Below are 20,403 nucleotides of genomic sequence, written 5' to 3' on the forward strand. Positions count from 1 at the left end.
CTTTTCATTTTTTAAATACTCATTAAAATGCCCGCGTATTTTGGCGGGTTTGTGTTAAAAGCATGCCGCTCCAGGTCAGGGTTGCGGTTAAACCGTCGTCAGATTCGAACTAAAGGGAGATGAAAATGAGTCGCGAAAGCAAATGTCCAGTAACCGGAAACGTCGGGAAACGTCCTGACATGAACAGTGCTAAAAGCAACAAGGACTGGTGGCCGAACCAGTTGAACTTGAAAATACTCCACCAGAACCCGCCCGCTCTCAACCCTCTCGACGAAGACTTCAACTACGCAGAAGAGTTCAAGAAACTCAATCTGAAGGCTGTAAAAAAGGATCTTAAAAAACTCATGACCGACTCGCAGGAGTGGTGGCCGGCAGATTTCGGAAACTACGGTCCGCTGTTCATCCGCATGGCATGGCATTCCGCCGGAACCTACCGGACCGGTGACGGCCGCGGCGGAGGCGGCACCGGTAATCAGCGCCTTGCACCGCTCAACAGCTGGCCCGACAACTGCAATCTCGACAAAGCGCGCCGCCTGATCTGGCCGATTAAACAGAAATACGGCGACCGAATCTCATGGGCCGACCTGATCATTCTCACCGGCAACGTGGCGTTGGAAACCATGGGCTTCAAGACCTTCGGCTTCGGCGGTGGACGCGAGGACATCTGGGAACCGGAAGAGGATGTCTACTGGGGCTCCGAAAAAGAATGGCTGGCCGATGACAACCGGGATCTGGATCCGAAGAAAAAGGACAACCCTCTGGCGGCGGTTCAGATGGGACTGATTTATGTAAACCCCGAAGGACCGGGAGGAAATCCCGATCCTGTTCTGGCAGCAAAGGATATTCGAAACTCGTTTGCGCGAATGGCAATGAATGATGAGGAAACTGTTGCACTGATTGCCGGGGGACATACGTTCGGCAAAACTCATGGCGCAGGCCCTGCAACCCACGTCGGTCCGGAACCGGAAGCCGCCCCGCTTGAACAGCAGGGTCTCGGCTGGAAGAGTTCCTTTAAAACGGGAAAAGGCGGCGACACCATTACTGACGGCGAAGAAGTCACCTGGACTCAGGCTCCGACTCAGTGGAGCAATTATTTCTTCGATAACCTGTTCAACTATGAATGGGAACTCACCAAGAGTCCCGCAGGAGCCTACCAGTGGGTTGCGAAAGACGCTCCGGAAGATGTGCCCGACGCGCATAACCCAAAGAAGAAACACCGCCCGACCATGCTGACGACAGACCTGTCGCTGCGTTTCGATCCGGAATATGAAAAAATATCGCGTCGATTCCATGAAAACCCGGATGAATTCGCCGATGCATTCGCCCGCGCGTGGTTCAAACTGACCCATCGCGATATGGGACCGAAGTCGCGTTATCTCGGCCCGGAGGTTCCGAAAGAAGACCTGATCTGGCAGGACCCGATTCCGGCGGTTGACCACAAGCTGATCAACTCTGCCGACATCAAAGACCTGAAAGCAAAGATCCTGAAGTCCGGCTTATCGATTTCCGATCTGGTTTCGACGGCATGGGCTTCGGCGTCGACCTTCCGGGGTTCCGACAAGCGCGGCGGAGCCAACGGCGCACGCATCCGGCTCGCTCCGCAAAAAGACTGGCCGGTCAACCAGCCGAAACGGCTGGCGAGAGTCCTCAAAACGCTCGAAGGCATCCAAAAGGCATTCAACAAAGCGCACAATAAGAAAAAAGTATCACTGGCCGACCTGATCGTTCTTGGCGGTTGTGCGGCCGTGGAAGAAGCCGCCGCTAAAGCCGGCCACAAGGTCAAGGTCCCATTCACGCCGGGTCGCATGGATGCATCGGCGAAACAGACGGATACAGAATCGTTCACCGTGCTCGAATCGATGGCGGACGGCTTCAGGAACTACCTCCCACAGAAATATGCAGTCTCAGCCGGGGCACTTCTGATCGACAAAGCGCAGCTGCTGACATTAACCGCCCCGGAAATGACCGTGCTCATTGGCGGCCTGCGCGTGCTGAATGCAAACTTCAAAAAGTCGAAAAACGGAGTCTTCACCAAACAAAAGGAAACGCTCTCCAACGACTTCTTCGTCAACCTGCTTGATATGGGCACAGAGTGGAAACCCTCTGCAAAGGATGAAGACGTTTATGAGGGGTTCGATCGCAAGACAGGAAAACTGAAATGGACCGGTTCTCAGGTGGACCTCATCTTCGGCGCAAATTCCCAGCTGCGGGCCATCGCGGAAGTGTACGGAAGCGCAACCTCGCAGAAAAAGTTCGTGAAGGATTTTGTTTCCGCGTGGAGCAAAGTCATGAACCTCGACCGCTTTGATCTTGCCTGATGACAACAAACCCTGTTTCCAAACCCTGGAAAACCCCTTTCCAAGGTTTGGAACGGTTCGTGTCCGTTTGTAATTAAAAAACCGCCAATCAGCGGTTTCTTTTCCCCTTGCCTCTGCGGGCGTGAGGACGAAGCTGCTTCATCTGAGTGCGGCGCTCAGCGAGGCCGCGGATCACGGGAACCGGCTTGCCGGTTTCGTAGTCGAGGCCGGTATAATAGGTCGCGGCGGCCGCGGTCATCGGCAGCGGGATAAAATCCTGTACCTGCTGCAGCTTCCACTCCTCTTCACGCACAAACTGCTCAACCGCCTTCATCTCTTTCTCGGTCGAACCCGGGAAGTTGGAAATGAAGTACGGAACCAGATACTGCTTCTTGCCGGCCTTGCGACTTTCCTTCTCAAACGCCTTCTGAAATTCAAGAAAACACTGTGGTCCCGGCTTGCGCATTTTTTTGAGCACCTCGGCGTGCATGTGTTCCGGTGCCACTTTCAGATGACCCGATACGTGATACTTCGCCAGCTCGCGAATGTACTCCGGAGTGCGCAGCGCCACATCCATGCGAATCCCTGACTGCACAAAAACGTGTTTCACTTTTTCGAGCTCGCGCACTCGGCGCATCAGATGAATCGCCGCTGTTGCGTCCAGCTCAAGGTTCGGACAGATCGCGGGATACAGGCAGCTCGACCGTTTACAGGTTTTGCACGCCTCGCAAACGCCGTTGATGCATCCATATAAATTCGCCGTCGGCCCGCCAATGTCTGTTACGGTGCCGTGGAACCACGGCTGATTGCTCAATTCTTTCACTTCACGCACCACCGAATCTTCAGACCGACTCGTCAGAAAACGACCCTGATGAAGACCTAAGCCGCAGAAGGCGCACCCGCCGCCGCAGCCGCGCACAACCGTCACCGATTCCTTAATCATCGTATACGCCGGAATCTTTTCCTTATACGATGGATGCGCAGCCCGCACATACGGCAGTTCGTAGACCCGATCCATGTCCTCCGTCGAAAGCGGCTCAGCCGGCGGCTCAATCAGCACCGCGCGCGCACCGTGCATCTGCACCAGCGGTCTGCCGGAAAACGGATTCTGTTCGCGCTCTGTCAGGCGCGTCAGCTCTCGCACCTTTGCTTTGTCCGTCTTGCACTCTTCAAACGAAGGAAGCACCACACATGCGGACAAATCGAGCGAGTTGGTTTCTTTGCCACCGAGAAAACGTGCCGTACCGGGAATCCCTGCCAGCGCTTCACCGTCATTCACCCGCCGAGCCGTTTCTCGAATCGCGCGCTCGCCCATGCCGTAGACCAGCAGGTCCGCCTTGGAATCCGCCAGAACCGACGGGCGCAGCTTATCCTGCCAGTAATCGTAGTGAACCGTACGACGCATGCTGGCCTCAATGCCGCCAAGCACCGTGGTTACTCCCGGAAAAACTTTTTTGACCAACTGCGTATAAACCATCGATGCCAGATTCGGTCGTTTCCCGACCACGCCGCCGGGCGTGTAGGAATCCTCTTTACGTTTGCGGCGCGCAGCGGTGTAGTTCGAGAGCATCGAATCCAGATTGCCCGCCGTAATCCCACAAAAAAGACGCGGACGGCCCATCACGGTCAACGACTCGGGATCGGCCCAGTCCGGCTGGGAAATAATGCCGACGCGCCAGCCGTCAGCCTCGAGCACACGGCCGATCACCGCCGCGCCAAACGCCGGATGGTCCACATACGCGTCACCGGTAATCACCAGTACGTCGAGCTCATCCCATCCGCGCGCATCCATCTCCCTCCGGGACATGGGTAAAAACTGTTGTTCTTTAGACATTGGGAAACAGCGTCTCATATTTTCCAATGCTTGGGAATCCAATCTGTGCAGCAACACAATGGCGTCCAAATCCTGGAAACGGCTCAAAGAATCGGCGCGGCAAGGCCGTTGATGACTTTGAGAATCCGGGTCTGGGTTTCGTTGGGCGCAGCCAGCGTTTCGTCTTCCGGGAAACTGCCGACATTCTGATAATGCGTATAGAAATCGGGGTGACCCGGCGACAGCGGCGCCATTCCCGCCAGCAGATCAAAACTGGCCGTGTTGCGAATCGGCCACAGGTCCGCCGGAATAGAAGCCGAAATCCTCTCGAAAAAGGAATTCACCTTGTCCAGGCTGAGCGGAATTTCCCGACGGGCGATCACCCAGCTGTTGCCCGCCCGCATGTCGTTCTCGATATTTTCCTGGACCAACCCGGCGATTTTCGGGTCATAAATCAGCAGGCCGACCTCTGTGTTCAAATTGGCCGACCGCGGATCCAGATTAAAGGTCCCGATGTAAGCCACACGCCCATCCATCACAAACGATTTTGCATGAATACAGAGGTATGGCTGTTTTTTCTTTTCTCCCGCGGCGGCTTTCTGCTCCGCCAGCGCCTTCATTTTTGGATAGGCAGGAAAAACGGTCAGTAAATTGCCAGGCAGCGGTCTGTATTCATAGATATGGAATCCGAGGTCTTCGATGTAGAGCGACCGCCATTTGTAATTCGCGGAGTAAGCCATAATATTGTCGGTTGCTCCAAAACTGTTCGACGAAACCTTCACCTTCAAATCCGGATTTTCCGCTTTTTTCCGCAGGAAAAAATCCCGCATCGGCTTGTCCAGCACCAGATAGGGACTCTGCAGCACCAGCTCATCGTTCCAGTTTTCCAGCTCCTTGCGCAGTCGGGCGGTAATAACGCCGTCTCCGTTCAGTCCCCATCGGGAATTTTTGCCCGGCTTATCGCAAATAAAATCCACTCGCTGCGCCGGAAGAAGGACATCCGCAAAGCGGTCCTGAATCTGCGCGGCATCGTCGGCCATCGGACTCAGCTCATCAAAAAAGCCGTGCAGCTCAAACTCATCCCATGTTTCGTAGCGGGTAAATCCGCCGGCTTCCAGCCGCTTGCGAACATCGAGCAAATCATGTCCAGCAACCGCATAGTTATAGCCCCAGAACTGTTCAAACGATTTCTCGATATCGCGCACCACCGGACCGACCACCAGCACATCACGGTCCTTGAAATTCATGCCGATCGAAAAATCATAATAGGTGTTTTCAATATTACGACCGCCCGTGATCGCAACTTTCCCGTCCACCGTAATAATCTTGTTATGCATCCGCTGATTCGTATTCCGGAATGCAAACAGCACATCCATCAACCCGCGAAGTTTGGACGGGTTCAGCCGATCTCCCATCGGGCGATAATATTTCAGTTCCAGATTCGGATGCACATCCGCCAAAAATGCCGCCAGATCCCGATCCTTGTCCGACGCGATATGATCCGTAATCATTCGGACCTTCACACCGCGCTTCGCCGCCTGAATCAGCTCATACATAAACAGGCGCCCGCACTCGTCATTGGTCAGAATGAACGTCTGGACATCAATCGACTTCTTTGCATTACGGAACAGGTGCACCCGAAGCAGCATCGCATCGTATCCGCTGTTTACAATCGCCACCCGATTCGTTCCGTCCTGCGGCCCGAACAGCGGCGATTCCGCCGCCGCTCCGATCGCTGCCGCCAGAAACACCAAACACAAAAACCGTTTCATTTCCTGTCTCCTGCCGAAAACCCGAATTTCCAACCCCTGAAAAAACCTTCCCAGATTTTCCAAACATTGGAAAATATATTCGACCTTCCGGGAGGAGCCTGCCTAGTATGCCGCTTTAATATAGATAGACGACTCATGCAAAAACAAGATACCGACCTTTTTCTCAGTATTTACAGAAATATGCTGGCATCGCGGAAAGCCGACGCTGTGCAGGAGGACGCCGCCCAGCGCGGAGAAGCCTTTTTCTACATTCCTTCGTCCGGTCACGAGGCAATGGCCGCACTGGCTCCGCACCTGACGGAAGCGGACTGGCTGCACTGCCACTACCGCGACCGCGCACTGATGCTCGCCCGCGGCGTCACGCTGACCGATGTTCTCCTTGACCTGCTCGGGAAATCCGGGTCGCCGTCGGAAGGCCGCCGCATGCCCGCGTTTGCCAACAGCCATGCGCTGCGTCTGCTGAGTGCACCAACCTGCGTGGCCAATAACGCCCTGCAGGCTGTCGGCGTCGCCCAGGCCGTTAAAGCAAAAGGCGAAATCGTCTACTGCGGAATCGGCGACGGAGGAACTCAGGAAGGCGAATATCTCGAAGCAATCGCAGAAGCTGTCCGTTCCGAACTGCCCGTTCTGTTTGTGGTGCAGAACAACAAATACGCACTCTCCACTCTGTCCAAGGGCCGCACCTTCTTCTCGCGTCCCGATGGAGATGCGGATGAATTTTACGGAATTCCAATTCTGCGCTGCGACGGCACCAATGCCGTCGAAACCCATGCGGTTTTCGGGGAAGCGGTTTCCAAGGTTCGGAAAAACCAGCCCCAGATTGTTGTGATGGACGTTGAGCGGCTGATGAGCCACACCAACGCCGACGACCACTCGCTCTACCGCTCGGCCGAAGATATCCGCGAGATGCTCGAAAACTCCGATCCGATCCTGATTCTGGCGGAAAAGCTGATCGAAGCCGGCATTCCGGAAGATGAGCTGAAAAAGATCGAACACGAGATCAACCACGAACTCGACGAAGCCTTTACCGCCGCGCGCAAAGCGCCGATCTGCCAAACCGAGCTGCATGCCAAAAAGCCGATTGTCTCAGGAAAAGAGGAACAGCGTGCTGACGGCGACGCCCTGACGATGATTGAGGCAATGCGCTCGGTAATCCGCGCCCGCCTCGACAGCGATCCGGATGCTTATTTTTATGGCGAAGATATTGAAGACCCCAAAGGTGATGTGTTCGGCCTCACCCGCGGCGTCGGCAAGGATTTCCCGAAGCAGGTGGTCAATTCGCCGCTGAGTGAAGCGACGATTGTCGGCGCGGCTATCGGCCAGTCGCTGACGGGCAAAAAGCCGGTCGCCTGCATTCAGTTTGTCGACTTTATGCTGCCGGCCTTCAACCAGATAGCCGCCGAGCTCGGCGCGATGTGGTGGCGCACCAACGGACAGTGGGAATGCCCGGTTACGGTGATGGCCATTTGCGGCGGCTACCGCCCCGGCCTCGGACCGTACCATGCGCAGACCTTTGATGCCACCTTCGCGCATATTCCCGGCCTCGACGTACTGATGCCGTCGACTGCCGCCGATGCCGCCGGCCTGCTCAACGCTTCGTTCGAGTCAGGTCGTCCGACGATTTTTCTCTTCCCGAAAAACCTGATCAATGACCGCTCGGTCTGCTGTGCAGACAACGCTGCCGAACAGTTTGTACCGATCGGAAAAGCGCGCGTGACGCGCCCTGGCAAAGACCTGACTATTGTCAGCTGGGGCTCCACCATGCCGCTGTGCGAAAAAACCGCCGATGCACTCGAAGAAGCCGGTGCTTTTGCGGAGCTGATCGACCTGCGTTCCCTCTCTCCGTGGGATCAGGAAACCGTCCTCTCTTCCGCACAAAAAACCGGCAAACTGCTGGTCGTCCACGAAGACAATCACACCTGCGGACTCGGCGGCGAAATCCTCGCCACCGTGGCCGAAAAAACCGACGGCATCAAAATGGCGCGCGTTGCGCGGGCCGACACCTACATCCCCTACCACTTTGAAAGCCAGATCGACGTCCTGCCCTCATTCAAAAGCGTGCTCACCCAAGCCGCCGAACTGACCGGCTATTCACTTGAATGGCAGAAGCCGGTCGAGGAAGCCGAGGGCATGGTCACAGTCAATGCAATCGGATCCAGCCCGTCTGATAAAACAGTGACGATCACAGAACTGCAGGTGGAAGCCGGACAAGCCGTACAGGCCGGCGACATTCTCGCTTCGGTGGAAGCCGACAAAGCCACGATGGAAATTTCCACACCGGTTGACGGCATCGTCGAAGAACTGCTTCTGGAAGAAGGCGATTCCGTTGATGTCGGCACACCGCTGGCGCGCATCAAAACAGAAGAAACCGACCTGATCAAAAAGCCGGTTACATCGGAAAACCCCGGCACCCCGATTCTGGAAAAACTGTTTTCTGCAGACATTCCAAGCATTGAAAAAACCGTTTCCGAAGTTCGGAAACCGATTCTTCTTTCGTCGATTTCCACGGTGCTTGGTGCACGTAAGATTGTGAACGAGGATCTGGTGAACCCGAATGACGAATGGGATTCGGCCGCCATCCAGAAACGAACCGGGATCGAAACGCGCTACTGGATCGATGGAACCCAGGATGTCACATCCATGGCCGTACAGGCCGTGCGTGACCTGCTGGCCAAGGAACGGCTGGAACCGTCCGATATTGACGCGTTGGTTTGCTCAACCGGAACGCCGACGGCCATGACTCCGTCGCTCGCCTGCCGCGTTCTGCGCGCACTCTCGCCCGAAAAAGGCGAACTCTTGATGCAGGCGCACGACGTAAACGCCGCCTGTTCCGGATATATGTACGCCCTGCAGAATGCAGTCGACATCCTGCGCGATGATCCATCGAAAAAAGTTATCGTCATCACCGCCGAGACGCTGTCGCCAATGATCAACCACGACGACCCGAAAACCAGCGTTCTTTTCGGCGACGCGGCAACCGCATCCCTGCTCTCCTGCGAACCGCGGCAAGGAAACATTAACGCGCTCGTTAACCGTCCGGTTCTTTCCGCAAAAGGCGTCGCTGACAAAGTGCTCTACGTACCCAATATGGGAAGCGAAGAAAAAATTGCGATGGAAGGCCTCACGGTCTTCAAGGTCGCGGTGAAGAAGATGATCGATATGCTGTCCAAAGCATGCGCCGACCGCGGCATTGCTGTGGACGAACTCGACCAGATCGTTCCACATCAGGCCAACGAACGGATTATCGAAGCCATCCGCAAAACGATCAAATATCCGCCGGAGAAAATGTTCAACCACATCTGCAAATACGCAAACACATCGTCGAACACAATTCCGTTTGCTCTGACCGAACTGATGCCGCAGCTCGAAAAAGACGCGCGAGTCGGCCTGACCGCCTTTGGCGGCGGCTTTACCTTCGGTGCCGCAGTAATTGAAAAGCAGTAGATTCCAAAGGCAGGACAGGCTCGGCGATAAAAGCTCCGAGGTTTGAAAAGAAGCTAATCGAGAGCGATTTCCTGCTGGTATTCCGGGACTTCGCAGTTCCATCCGGTTTTTTCTGCAAGCAGTTTCCTGAAGGCTCCGGCGGCTTTCGGCTCGCCGTGTGTCACAAATACACGGCGCGGCGGCTTTTTCATGGAGGTGATCCAGCGCAGCAGCTCTTCCTGGTCGGCATGCGCGGAAAAGCCGTTTATTTTTTCGATGCGCGCCTTCACTTCGTGTTCTTCTCCGAAGATCCGGATGGGATCTGTCCCTTCAAGAATCAAACGGCCCAGGGTTCCGACCGCCTGATACCCCACAAAAAGAATGGTGCTCTCGGGGCGCCCAATGTTGTTTTTGAGATGATGTTTGATGCGGCCACCGGTGCACATGCCGGAACCGGCAATAATGATGGCGGTTCCGCTGATGTGATTGATGGCTTTCGACTGGTCCGTTGTGTTTGACAGAGTCAGCCCCGGAAGGTCGCATGGGTGCTGGCCTTTGCGAAGCAGCTCCAGCGCTTCGTCATCGAACAGTTCGGGATGCTTTTTAAACACTTCGGTCACTTTGATGGCCATCGGGCTGTCTACAAATGCCAGCAGGTGGGGAATCCGGTCTTCGCGAAGCAGCCCATTGAGGTGATAAAGGAGTTCCTGCGTACGCTCGACAGCAAAGCTGGGAATAACAACATTGCCGCCGGCTTCGTTCGTTTCATTGATAATCCGCGCAAGCTCCTCCGGAATGTCTTTGGCATTGCCGTGGACCCGGTCCCCATAGGTTGATTCGACCAGAATATAGTCCGCCTCTTCAAAAGAGCTAGGATCATTAATGATCGGAATATCCCAACGACCAACGTCTCCGGAGAACAGAATGCTCCGGGACTCATCACCCTGCGTCACCGTCAACCGGATGCTGGTTGATCCGAAGATATGCCCGGCCTCGCGGAACTCAGCAGAAATCCCCTCCCCAACCGCAACCGGAGCGTCGTAAACCACCGGGCGCATCAACGGAATTGTCTGCTCGACATCCCCCTGCGTATAAAGCGGTTCATACGGAAACGGACTGGTTTTCCCCTGCCGCTCGTGACGCGCTTTTTTATGCTTCACATCTTCTTCCTGCAGGAACGCAGAATCTTTCATGATAATCTGAGCAATTTCGAGCGTTGCCGAGGTACAAAGAATTTTCCCCGAAAAGCCCTCCTTCACCAGTTTCGGCAGGCGGCCGCAATGGTCCAGGTGCGCATGCGTCAGCAAAACCGCATCAATGGTTTCCGGAGGCACCGGGAACGGATCCCAGTTGCGCGATTTCAGGTCGCGTTCCTGATAGAGTCCGCAATCAATTAAAATCCGGGTTCCTGCCGCTTCAATCAGATAGCAGGAGCCCGTCACATTCTGAGCCGCACCGAAAAAGTTCAGTTTCAAATTCATCGCAAGTGCCTCCTTAATAAGATCGAGTATAGATCAAATAATGAAGGCGTGGAACTCTTTCCTCGACCTCATTTCAACGGAAGCATGCCTCAACGGTTTTCCAAACATTGGAAGACAAAAAAACAACCGCCGGCAGCAATGAAAATGCGGTCGGCGGAACCACTTTTCCAAGGTTTGGAAACAGCTGGAATTATTCGGCGGGTTCTTCGAGATTTTTCACATCGCCTTCGAGCTGTTCGATCACTTTTGCCAGACCGGTCAGCTGCCTGCGAAAGACTTCCAAAAGCATTTTATCCTGGGCGGCAACAGAGTCCGCCGCAGCGCGAATTGCACTCTGCTGCGATTTTGCCAGCGTTTCAACCTCCTGAATCTTCTGGCTAATCACGCCCATATCGCCCTGGGCTTTATTTAGCGCCAGGCTGATATTCAGAATCTTTTCCTCGGCCCGGGCGCTGATTTTTTCAAGAGTATCCAACCGCTCAGTCAGGTCCTTCAACTGCACCTCAACAGCGGCAATCTGTTCACTGATACGATCAAACTCCGGCTTTAACTGTTCTGCCGCAATCTTCTGGTTATTGCTATCGATCATCTCCTGAACCTGTGACGAGGTGGTACAGCCACAGACCAGAAGAATCGCGATCAAAAAAATCCACAATGCTCTCATTAACTTCTTCCCCTTTTAGAGACAATTCTAACCTTGAACCGCCAGATCGCAAGATTTCTTTAAAGGCCAACAGCAATGCCGTCTATCAGGCCTCGGTCAATTCTCCGCGGCGTTCCTTGAGCAGGCGTTGGGTTTCGAGAGCGCGTTCGCGAGTAATGGGATAAAAACTGATCAACAGCAGACCGAGCCCAAGCACGATCACCTGCCCGCCCACAAATGAGATTTTAAGCAGGCCTAAGACGTTTTCCGGCACGCCGCTGGTAGCGGCCACTTCGGCATCAAAACCAATCCATTTCAAAATGTTTCCAGTGATAATGGCGGCAACAGCCACGGCCATTTTGCGCGAAAAGCCGCCAATGGAACTGAACATGCCCTCGCGCCGCAACCCGGTTTTCAGCTCATCCTCTTCGCAAACATCACCGACCATGGTGAAGAACGTCATCCAGGTTCCCTGCAGACCGAGACCAACAAAAACGGTTGATACCAGCTGGAGATACGGCATATCCGGGCGAAGCGTGAACAGGAGGCTGGCAGCTCCAAGCATTGTAAGTCCCAGCAAAATCTGAGTCGCCACCTTTTTACCCAGCCTGGTTCCGAGCCGAACGGCCAGCATCACACTGAAATAAGCAGCAATGGCATACACCGTCCCCCCTAGACCGGCCAGCGCGAGACCGGCGGCTCGATCGCCATCGAAGATGTAGAAAATGTTTACATAAAGCCCCATACCGGAAAATGCAGCCAGTCCCGCCAGCACGATCACATTGGAAAAGGCGACAATCAGGAAAGAAGGGTTGCTGGCAGAAACCATAATGGCTTTTATGAGCCCGATATGCTCCTGTTCTTCTGCCTGAGCAATTTCCCGGCCGAAGAGTGTCGGCAGAAGTCCGGCCAGAATGATAATCAGTCCTACTCCGACACTGACCCAGACGGCCCCCTGAACCGTTCCGCCAAAACGTTCCACTTCGACTAAACGCGGAAGCCACGGCAACAGAAAGGACATGGTCAATCCCACATAGTTCGGCCACGCCAGCAAACGCTGCCGCTCGTCATAATCAGTGGTCATTTCAAATCCAAGAGCCTGCCATGGAACAATATAGACCGTATATGCGGTAAAATAGAGTGTTCCGAGAATTGCCACCCACCAGAACACAAACCGGTCTTCATGAACCGGAGCCATCCAGACGACCGGAAGCAGCAACGCGCAAAGGAGTGCTCCGGAAAAAATATACGGCCGACGACGGCCCCAGCGACTGCGGGTATTATCAGAAATATTCCCCATAATGGGATCACTGAAAGCGTCAAAAATGCGTGGAATTGCAATGGCATAGCCAAGCAAAGCGGGATCGACAAACAGAGCAATGTTGTACACCGGCATCACCAGCCCGCCGAAGGCGTTCATAATCAGGTTGTCCGCTATTGCACCGAATCCATAACCGATCTTGTTCAACAGTGGAATGTGATGCGGATTGTATTCTTTTGCCTTTTTTCCAAACATGAACCACTCCCTAAAGTCGCTATTTTGCTGCACCAACTTATTGATCGCTGCATTTTCGGGGAACCCCCGGTCTTGCTGTTCCTAAAACGAGCAACTCACTGTATACAAATTGCAATTTTAAATCAAAACTTTTTACCATTTAGTTTTAAAAATATCATGAGTATACAAAAAAACCGGCGTGTTGTTCACGCCGGCTTTTCGAAACATCTGCACCGTCAATTTACTTTTCAATAACCAAACGGATGAACTTTTGTCCATCAACCGTCAAAACCATATTGGTGACATAATCAAACGTATTACCTGTCACATTGGTTCCTGTAACTAAATAACCGTTGTTGGTCCATGCTCCGGAAACAAGATCATCACAGGTTTCGAGATAGTAAGACAGAGAACTGTCATCTGAGCGCTGCACATGAACAAAGGTCATCGTGCCGTCATCATTGACAAAAGTTGCTTGCTGCCCCATGTCCGTTTCGTCGATCGGATTGCCGCCCAGACCATATTCGTACAGATTATTAAGAGCATCTCCATCCGGGTTATCGGTCAAGCCATCGTTGACGCCTGCGGTCAATCCTGCATTTTCCACCCACAGATCGTATCCTTCTGTTGCACCGATGATCAGCGTGCCGCCTTCATTCAGCAGACGAGCGCTGTAGGTGGTAAAAATGTCATCGCCGGGAGCATAGACTCCCGAATCAATGAAATTCCCTTCGATAGTCAGGCCTGCCAGCGTAACAGAATTACTCCCCACCACAAACTTTCCGGAGCTTGTCGCACCGGTCACATCAATAGTCAAATCAGAGTAGTCGGCGGTTCCATCAAGCGTCAGTTTCCCTGAGTCCACTTCAATCGTGTTTCCATTGACAGTACACGACGTGGCGTTCAGGGTCAGATTGCCGGAGCCCTGTTTTTGGATCTTGCTGGAGGCCGGCAGGATTAAAGACTGCATATTAAAGGTCACTGTATCATCTGCGTGGTCGATCATGAAGCGAAAGTCATCGCCTCCCACCATAGCAGAACCGTCTACAGAAAAACTCACCGTCATTTCTCCAGTTTCGACATAACGCCATAACACATTGGATCCGACCAGCTGGAGATCTCCGAGCAAGCTGACTCCCGGCGACCTCATACGCAAGGTCGAAGCATCCCCGGCGATCAGTGTTTTAGCGATCATATCCCCGCCCAACGCAGAGATACTGTTACCGGTAAAATCGAAATCATCGACAGAATTCGGAAGAGTGTCCGGATTCCAGTTGGCAGCCGTCCCCCACCGGGAGCTGTCTGCGGCCCCTTCGTCCCAGGTAACTGTAGACGAAGGCACCGCACCTACATTCAGCGTGCCGCCGTCATTCACGAGACGAGCGCTGTAAGTGGTGAATATGTCGTCGCCGGGAGCATAGACTCCCGGATCAATTTCAGTCCCCTCAATGATCAAGCCGGCCAATGTTATCGAATTTGTTCCCACAACAAACTTTCCGGAGCTCGTCGCACCGGTTACGTCAATGGTCAAACCGGAATAGTCGGCAGCTCCATCCAGCATCAGTTGCCCGGAATCAACTTCAATCGTGTTTCCGTTGGCACTACACGATGCGGCATTCAGGATCAGGTTGCCGGAACCCTGTTTCCTAACCTTGCTGGAAGCCTGCAGAATCAAGGTCTGAATATCGAAGGTGACCGTATCATCCGCGTGGTCGATCATGAAACGGAAATCATCGCCTCCCACAGTGGCCGAACCATTCACTGCGAAACTCACCGTCTTTTCCCCGGTTTCAACATAACGCCAGAACACATTGCTTCCAACCAGCCGAAGGTCTCCATACAAACCGACACCGGCCGATCTCATACGCAGTGTAGAGGAATCCCCACCAATCAATGTCTTTGCGGTCATATCCCCGCCCAATGCGGAAATGCTGTTACCGGCAAAATCGAAATCATCACTTGAATTCGGGGTTGTATCCGGATTCCAGTTGGCAGCCGTCCCCCACCGGGAACCATCCGATGCGCCATCATCCCAAACAACGGTTTCGGCATGAGACGCCCAAGTTAAAGACAAAATCAGAACAAATATATAATCCTGTATTTTCACACCTCTCTCCTTTTACTTGCTTATATTTTTAAACACTAACACCAGCAACGTTACACGCTCATTAAGGATGTTCTCTGAGCGGCAAATATAAGTGTAGGCGACTCATGAAATGTTCCGATGAGAAAATATTTACCATGATTTTTCATGATCTTCTTATGGATGTATCGACTGGCTTTCTTTCACAAGAATCAGTCGATCGATTCTGAAATTATATTCCCGGCAGGAGAGGCGCAGCGTATGGTGCCCCCCGGAAAGATCAAATTCCAACGGAGTACTGCCTCCCCAGTCCGTCAGTGTTTTCCACAGCATAATTCCATCGGAAGAAACCGGAAGAGCACAGCTGATCCTCAAAGAACCGTCCATGGAAACATAGATCGAATCCATCGCACCGGTGGTTCCGCAACCGGATACCCAGAGATTATAGACCCCGGTGGTTGGAACATAAAAATCATAGTCCGCAGTGCCTGTTCCGGAGGGATTGGTCTGGCTCAAATACTGCCCGCCGGATACTCCCGGATCGTTCACAGCCACAAACGGATCAGTCAAAACGCCGGACTCTGCCTCCAGCTCAATGCGGTTTCGGGGAGTCAAAGAAGCCGGGTCGAGATCACCCGGTTTCTGAATAAACACTTTATCGATCCGCGCCCCCTGCTCCCTGCGAGTTAGCCGCAAGGTATGAGAACCGGCAGACAGACTGTACTCCAACGGATCAGAATCTCCGACTTCCCAAATCTTTTTCCAACTGAATGTTGTTCCCTGAGGCAACCCGCAATACCGGTGATTCTCTCCATCCATTGATACATAGATTGAATCATCGTTGCCGGTTTCGCCATAGGCCAGCAGCCAGAGGTGTACAGTGGCGGCCTCATCCAGCTCAAACTCATACTCTGCAAAACCGGTTCCGTTCGTCATTCCGTCCGGCTCTTCAATACACCATCCGAAACTCGCATCCGAATGAGCGATGCGCTGCAGGCCGCCGCTTAGTTCTCCGTTCTCGGCCTCAAACTCCAGCCGTCCGGCATCCGGATTTACTTCATCAAATGAAGTGCCCATGCGGTAGTCGTCGAAATACAGACCCTGATAAGGATGAAAAACTCCGCCCGGTCCAGCGTACAGGCCGCTGCGAATCGACATCGCCGGTCCGACCGGATCGTAATCCGGCCACACATGCCCCGGCATTTCTCCCCAGGGTCCAACGTACGTCCCGGCCAACACCCCATCCACCCAGATCCGGATTTCTCCATCCTGATTTATTTCGGTGTAACGCGGAGTAAACTGGAAAATAAAGGTATGCCACTGACCTTTGCTGATCGTTTGCGAGGCAAAAACACTCTTTAATGTAAACGAACGGGCAGCGGCCTCCCATCGCCAATCGTCATACGCGTCAACAAAGGTCATTGTAAAAGGAACTTTGGCAGCCACATTCGGCTGCCAGACCTGAGTGAAATGCTTTGCAAACACACCGGACTCCTCATCGATATACAGACGATAAGCCACATAACGGGTCTGGCCGAACTGCAAAGCCTCATCACCCGACCAGTTGGCAACTTCGATTTCAACACGATCCTTAAGACTATTACTGTTTACCATCGATTGAACCGCCAGGCAGCGGCTTCCGCTGTATGCCTTTTCTTCCGACAAATAAATATTACCGAACTCCCAGTCATCCGTCGGAATGCTGCTTGTAACATCATCTTCCGTGTAACGGTGATACCAGCCGGCCTCTCCCCTTGCCACCCACTCATACTGAATATATGCCGGCTCCTCAAACTCTCGGCTCACATGATATTCCGGAACAGACTGCAACCCAAACAACAGTCCAAAAAATGGGCTCAATATTCCGGATAAAGACAGCACATTCATTTTCTGATCATTTACTTTCCGGCCTTAAAGACAAAATCGTCAAAGACAAACAGATCGGGCTGAGCGGTCTTCGATCCGCAGTAAAGCCCGGCGCGAGCGCTGACAAAAACCGGTGCCGCTTCCACTTTCACTCTCGCAAGCATCACGTCATCATTTCCGGCATCACGAATCGTCACCGCATAAAACCCCTGCTTGGGAACCGACTGCAGTCGCAGGGAATAAACACCTCCAACCTCAAACTTTCTCGATGCATTCGCAGAATCCACCACCAGCGGCTTCCCGCCATCAACCATCCGCAACAGCTGATAAGCGCCGGTATCGAACTTGATGCGTAAAACATAGAAGCTGTTCGCGTTCTGAACATTAAACGCCAACCCGCCCCAGGCATTGCGTCCGGCACTGCTGATCGATACACTCACATCAATCTTCATGTCTTCATCAGCTGTGGCATCGTTGTTGGCCAGCACATAATGACTTCCTGAAAAAGCTCCGGCCTGCACGTGACCGTCGACCGCCTGCCATCCGGCGGTGTGAAGATTTTCCCAAACATTGGGAAGTTCGCCGCTAAAATCATCACGCACTTCTTTTTGAACCTGCTGAATTTGCGCCGCCGAAACATCCAGACCGGACTCAGAGAAGTCCGGAGGAGGAAAGTGATCGCTGCGGAACGGACACGCCGGAAGCCCGGCGCTGTTATACAGATTGCACAGCGGAAAATTGGCCCAGCCGTAACGCACAGCAACCGGGGCATCCACAGAATCGGCCCAAACCTCAACCGTATTGGTTCCGGTAATCCGCGCCTTTGCCGGCACAAACTTATGATCCTCTCCGCAAACCGTAAACCCGGCCAATGTATCGGCCTCAATCACAAAAGCCTCCGGGTCTGTTCCCGGCTCAATCCGTTTGTTTTTATTCATTGCCACACGGCGGGCTTCCAAACCGGAAGCAGCATATTTGAAGGTGACACGAATTTTACTGCCGACAACTTCTGCCGTATCAAACTCCGGACTATGTGCCTCAATGTCCGGCTGGTCGAGATTTGCGGCCAGCAAGGCCAACCGCTCGCCGACCGGCTGCTTGTTCTGCGGATGGATGTCGAGCTGCTCACCGGAATCGATGATCACTGCACGTGCGGTGTTCGGCAGAGCCAACGCAGCATCCTGCGCTTCGCGAAGAAAAGCCCATGCCTCCCTGCGAGCATCCCAGCCGACAACGTCATACGGAGCGAGCTGGACAAACAGAAATTGAAAATCGTACCCCCATAGATTTCTCCACACCGTGATTAAATCAGAAAACATCTCACCGTAGATATCGCTGTAACGGTCATCCGATTCTCCCTGATACCAAATGCAGCCGCGAATCGCGAACGGGATAACCGGATGGATCGTTCCGTTGAACAGACGCGACGGAGCACGAATCAGTCCGGGATTCCTTGGACCGTCCGTCCACCACGGATTGTCCGCGCCCAGAAACGGAGCATAGAGCTCCGGCTTGCTCTGCATGAACTCCATCGGAAGCCATTGATTGACCGCCGTTCCGCCGCGATTGGCATACAGCAGTCCGATCGGAATGCCGGCCATCGGCTGCAGTGCATTCCCAAAGAATGCACCTGTCGCGGAAAACTCGCGCGCCATCGCCGGCGTCATCTTCTGCCACGAATTCTGGAACGGCGCATCAATCACCACCTCTTTCGAGGGTTTTTCCGCGCCGATTCCTTCGCGCTGAAACTTAAACATGCGCACCTGAGAGTTATTCAGAACATCCGCTTTTGCCTCGCGCAGCGTTGGATAAAGTCGAATTTCTGTCGCCATATTGGATTGCCCGGCACACAGCCAGACATCTCCGACGAGGACATCGACGATTGACGATTTATGATGTCCGATTGTCGACTGAACAGACAGTGAGCGGGGCTTACTGGAAGCCGGCATTGGATCAAGCGTCACTTTCCACTCGCCGTTTTCACCAGCCACTGCGGTTTTGACCTGCCCGGCAAACTCAACCGTAATATTCTCACCGGGATCTGCTGTTCCATAAACCGGCGTCGCATGGTTGCGCTGCAGCACCATGTGATCCGTAAAAAGAGGATTCAGTTTTACCTCGGCAAACAGTGATGCCGCAAAACAGGAAACAACCCATATTAAAAAACGTTTAGTCACGTTATTCTCCTGAAACGAATTGATTATTCTGCGAGGTTATAAACTTCCAGCATCACCGGTTCCGGCCACGGTTTCGGACGCGGAGCGTCGCGATGTTTGGGAAGAACCTCCCAGCGCAACAGCAAGGAAGAATCTGTTTGGTCCCGCTGGGTTCTCACCTGCATCCCCGGGAACTGCGAACGAAGCTTGCGGATTTCTTTTGGAAGAGACGGCAGCTCCACGGCGCCGACCGGCTGGAGAGTTTCCTCGTTGAGCACCCAGGTTTTCGAACCTTCTTCCTTATGGCTGAACCCCTGCGTCAGCTTTCCATCGCGCAACTGAACCGGCGTAATGCGGATATCGTTATTGATGCTGCCGCCACCGGAAAAATACCAGCGATAGTTCCAGTCGGAAGTCTGATAGATTTTCCATGCCCCGTTTTCATAACGGGCATTGTAGAGTTGCGTCTTTCCGTTTTCGTCAAACTTGTGATAAGCCAGCACGACCCGGTTCTGCGAATCGAACCCGATCTTCCCATTGCCGTTGAGCATTCCCTGTTTGATCGGAACCGGATCAACAATCACGCCGGGTGTATCCAGACGGATCGGCAGCTCAATCGGCGTTCCGTCCATGGTTTCCCAATGAACCAGGTCTTTGCTGCGGGCATGGCAGAGATCGTGATTGGTTTCACAGTGAATCGTATCACGCCAGACCCAGGTCATATGAAAATATCCATCCGCCCCAAGCACCGGCCCCTGAAAATAGGCGTTCATTTTGCCTTCGCCATCGGTCAGCGGCCGATCCAGCAACCGACGCCAGGTTCTCGTCTTCAGATCATATACATTATAGATCTGATCTCCCTTGCCGCTGCTGCCGTCACGATAGTTAAAAATCAGCTCCCCGCATGCGCCGCGCAGGAACTTGGGATAAGTAACCCGATCTTCTTTTTCGCCGGTCATACGTTGAACCGGGACAATCGACGTCACATCGTACGGTTTCGTCGACCGAAAATAGACCAGCGGAACCACATGCATATTTCCGCTAACATGAATGTACCCGTCATCATCCAGCGTCATGGCAATATAGTTATGGCTGTCCCAGCCCAATGTGCTCGGCAGTTTCTGAAAAATCCACTGATCGGAACCCAGCTTGCGCTGGGCCGCCGTCATCACCCGGTCGGCATCATAGAAACAGATAAACTGCTGATCGCCGGCCACCTCAGAGGCAAACGCAACCGGCGTTGCCGGCCACACTTGTTCCACCGGAACTTTCTCCAGGACTTTCTGCTCGGAAGGCTGCTCCGGCACCTGCGCACAGGCGCTCATCATAACGGCAGCCAAAGCTCCGCAAATTGATATATTTTTCACGACTCGT

Annotated in this window: 11 protein-coding genes; 2 read left to right on the plus strand and 9 right to left on the minus strand. The window is 53.5% G+C overall.

Features of this window, described 5'->3' with window-relative positions:
* The first annotated feature begins 125 nt into the window (after positions 1 to 125).
* Positions 126 to 2,318 carry a catalase/peroxidase HPI gene (gene katG / locus GT409_RS01960; protein WP_160626424.1) on the plus strand — a complete coding sequence of 731 codons (2,193 nt, stop codon included), beginning with the start codon at positions 126 to 128 and terminating at the stop codon, positions 2,316 to 2,318.
* 88 nt (positions 2,319 to 2,406) lie between these two features.
* On the opposite strand, the gene GT409_RS01965 is transcribed toward katG, so the two are convergent.
* The gene (locus tag GT409_RS01965) at positions 2,407 to 4,131 is read right to left on the minus strand and encodes a YgiQ family radical SAM protein (RefSeq protein ID WP_160626426.1); all 1,725 of its coding nucleotides are present in this window, start codon (positions 4,129 to 4,131) and stop codon (positions 2,407 to 2,409) included.
* A gap of 83 nt (positions 4,132 to 4,214) precedes the next feature.
* On the minus strand, positions 4,215 to 5,882 hold the full coding sequence (locus GT409_RS01970) for a phospholipase D family protein (protein WP_160626428.1): 1,668 nt from the start codon (positions 5,880 to 5,882) through the stop codon (positions 4,215 to 4,217).
* Between the two features lie 135 nt (positions 5,883 to 6,017).
* On the opposite strand from GT409_RS01970, the gene GT409_RS01975 reads away from it, so the two are divergent.
* Complete coding sequence (locus tag GT409_RS01975) at positions 6,018 to 9,326, plus strand: beta-ketoacyl-ACP synthase 3 (protein WP_160626430.1); 3,309 nt, start codon at positions 6,018 to 6,020, stop codon at positions 9,324 to 9,326.
* Positions 9,327 to 9,379: 53 nt separating this feature from the next.
* Here GT409_RS01975 and GT409_RS01980 read toward each other — a convergent pair whose 3' ends face one another.
* The 7 genes from GT409_RS01980 to GT409_RS02010 form a co-directional block, all read right to left on the minus strand.
* Positions 9,380 to 10,786, minus strand: coding sequence for an MBL fold metallo-hydrolase RNA specificity domain-containing protein (locus tag GT409_RS01980; RefSeq protein ID WP_160626432.1), 1,407 nt, complete (start codon positions 10,784 to 10,786; stop codon positions 9,380 to 9,382).
* A gap of 190 nt (positions 10,787 to 10,976) precedes the next feature.
* A complete protein-coding gene (locus GT409_RS01985; protein WP_160626434.1) occupies positions 10,977 to 11,450 on the minus strand; it encodes a hypothetical protein in 474 nt (157 codons plus the stop codon).
* A gap of 85 nt (positions 11,451 to 11,535) precedes the next feature.
* Positions 11,536 to 12,945, minus strand: a complete 1,410-nt coding sequence (locus GT409_RS01990) for an MFS transporter (protein ID WP_160626436.1) — start codon at positions 12,943 to 12,945, stop codon at positions 11,536 to 11,538.
* A gap of 220 nt (positions 12,946 to 13,165) precedes the next feature.
* A complete protein-coding gene (locus tag GT409_RS01995; RefSeq protein WP_160626437.1) occupies positions 13,166 to 15,031 on the minus strand; it encodes an autotransporter outer membrane beta-barrel domain-containing protein in 1,866 nt (621 codons plus the stop codon).
* A gap of 153 nt (positions 15,032 to 15,184) precedes the next feature.
* On the minus strand, positions 15,185 to 16,813 hold the full coding sequence (locus GT409_RS02000; protein WP_160626439.1) for a heparin lyase I family protein: 1,629 nt from the start codon (positions 16,811 to 16,813) through the stop codon (positions 15,185 to 15,187).
* 92 nt (positions 16,814 to 16,905) lie between these two features.
* Complete coding sequence (locus GT409_RS02005) at positions 16,906 to 19,050, minus strand: sialate O-acetylesterase (protein WP_160626441.1); 2,145 nt, start codon at positions 19,048 to 19,050, stop codon at positions 16,906 to 16,908.
* A gap of 23 nt (positions 19,051 to 19,073) precedes the next feature.
* The gene (locus GT409_RS02010; protein ID WP_160626443.1) at positions 19,074 to 20,396 is read right to left on the minus strand and encodes a BNR repeat-containing protein; all 1,323 of its coding nucleotides are present in this window, start codon (positions 20,394 to 20,396) and stop codon (positions 19,074 to 19,076) included.
* Positions 20,397 to 20,403: the final 7 nt, after the last annotated feature.

The organism is Tichowtungia aerotolerans (assembly GCF_009905215.1).
GTDB classification, from domain to species: Bacteria; Verrucomicrobiota; Kiritimatiellia; order Kiritimatiellales; family Tichowtungiaceae; genus Tichowtungia; species Tichowtungia aerotolerans.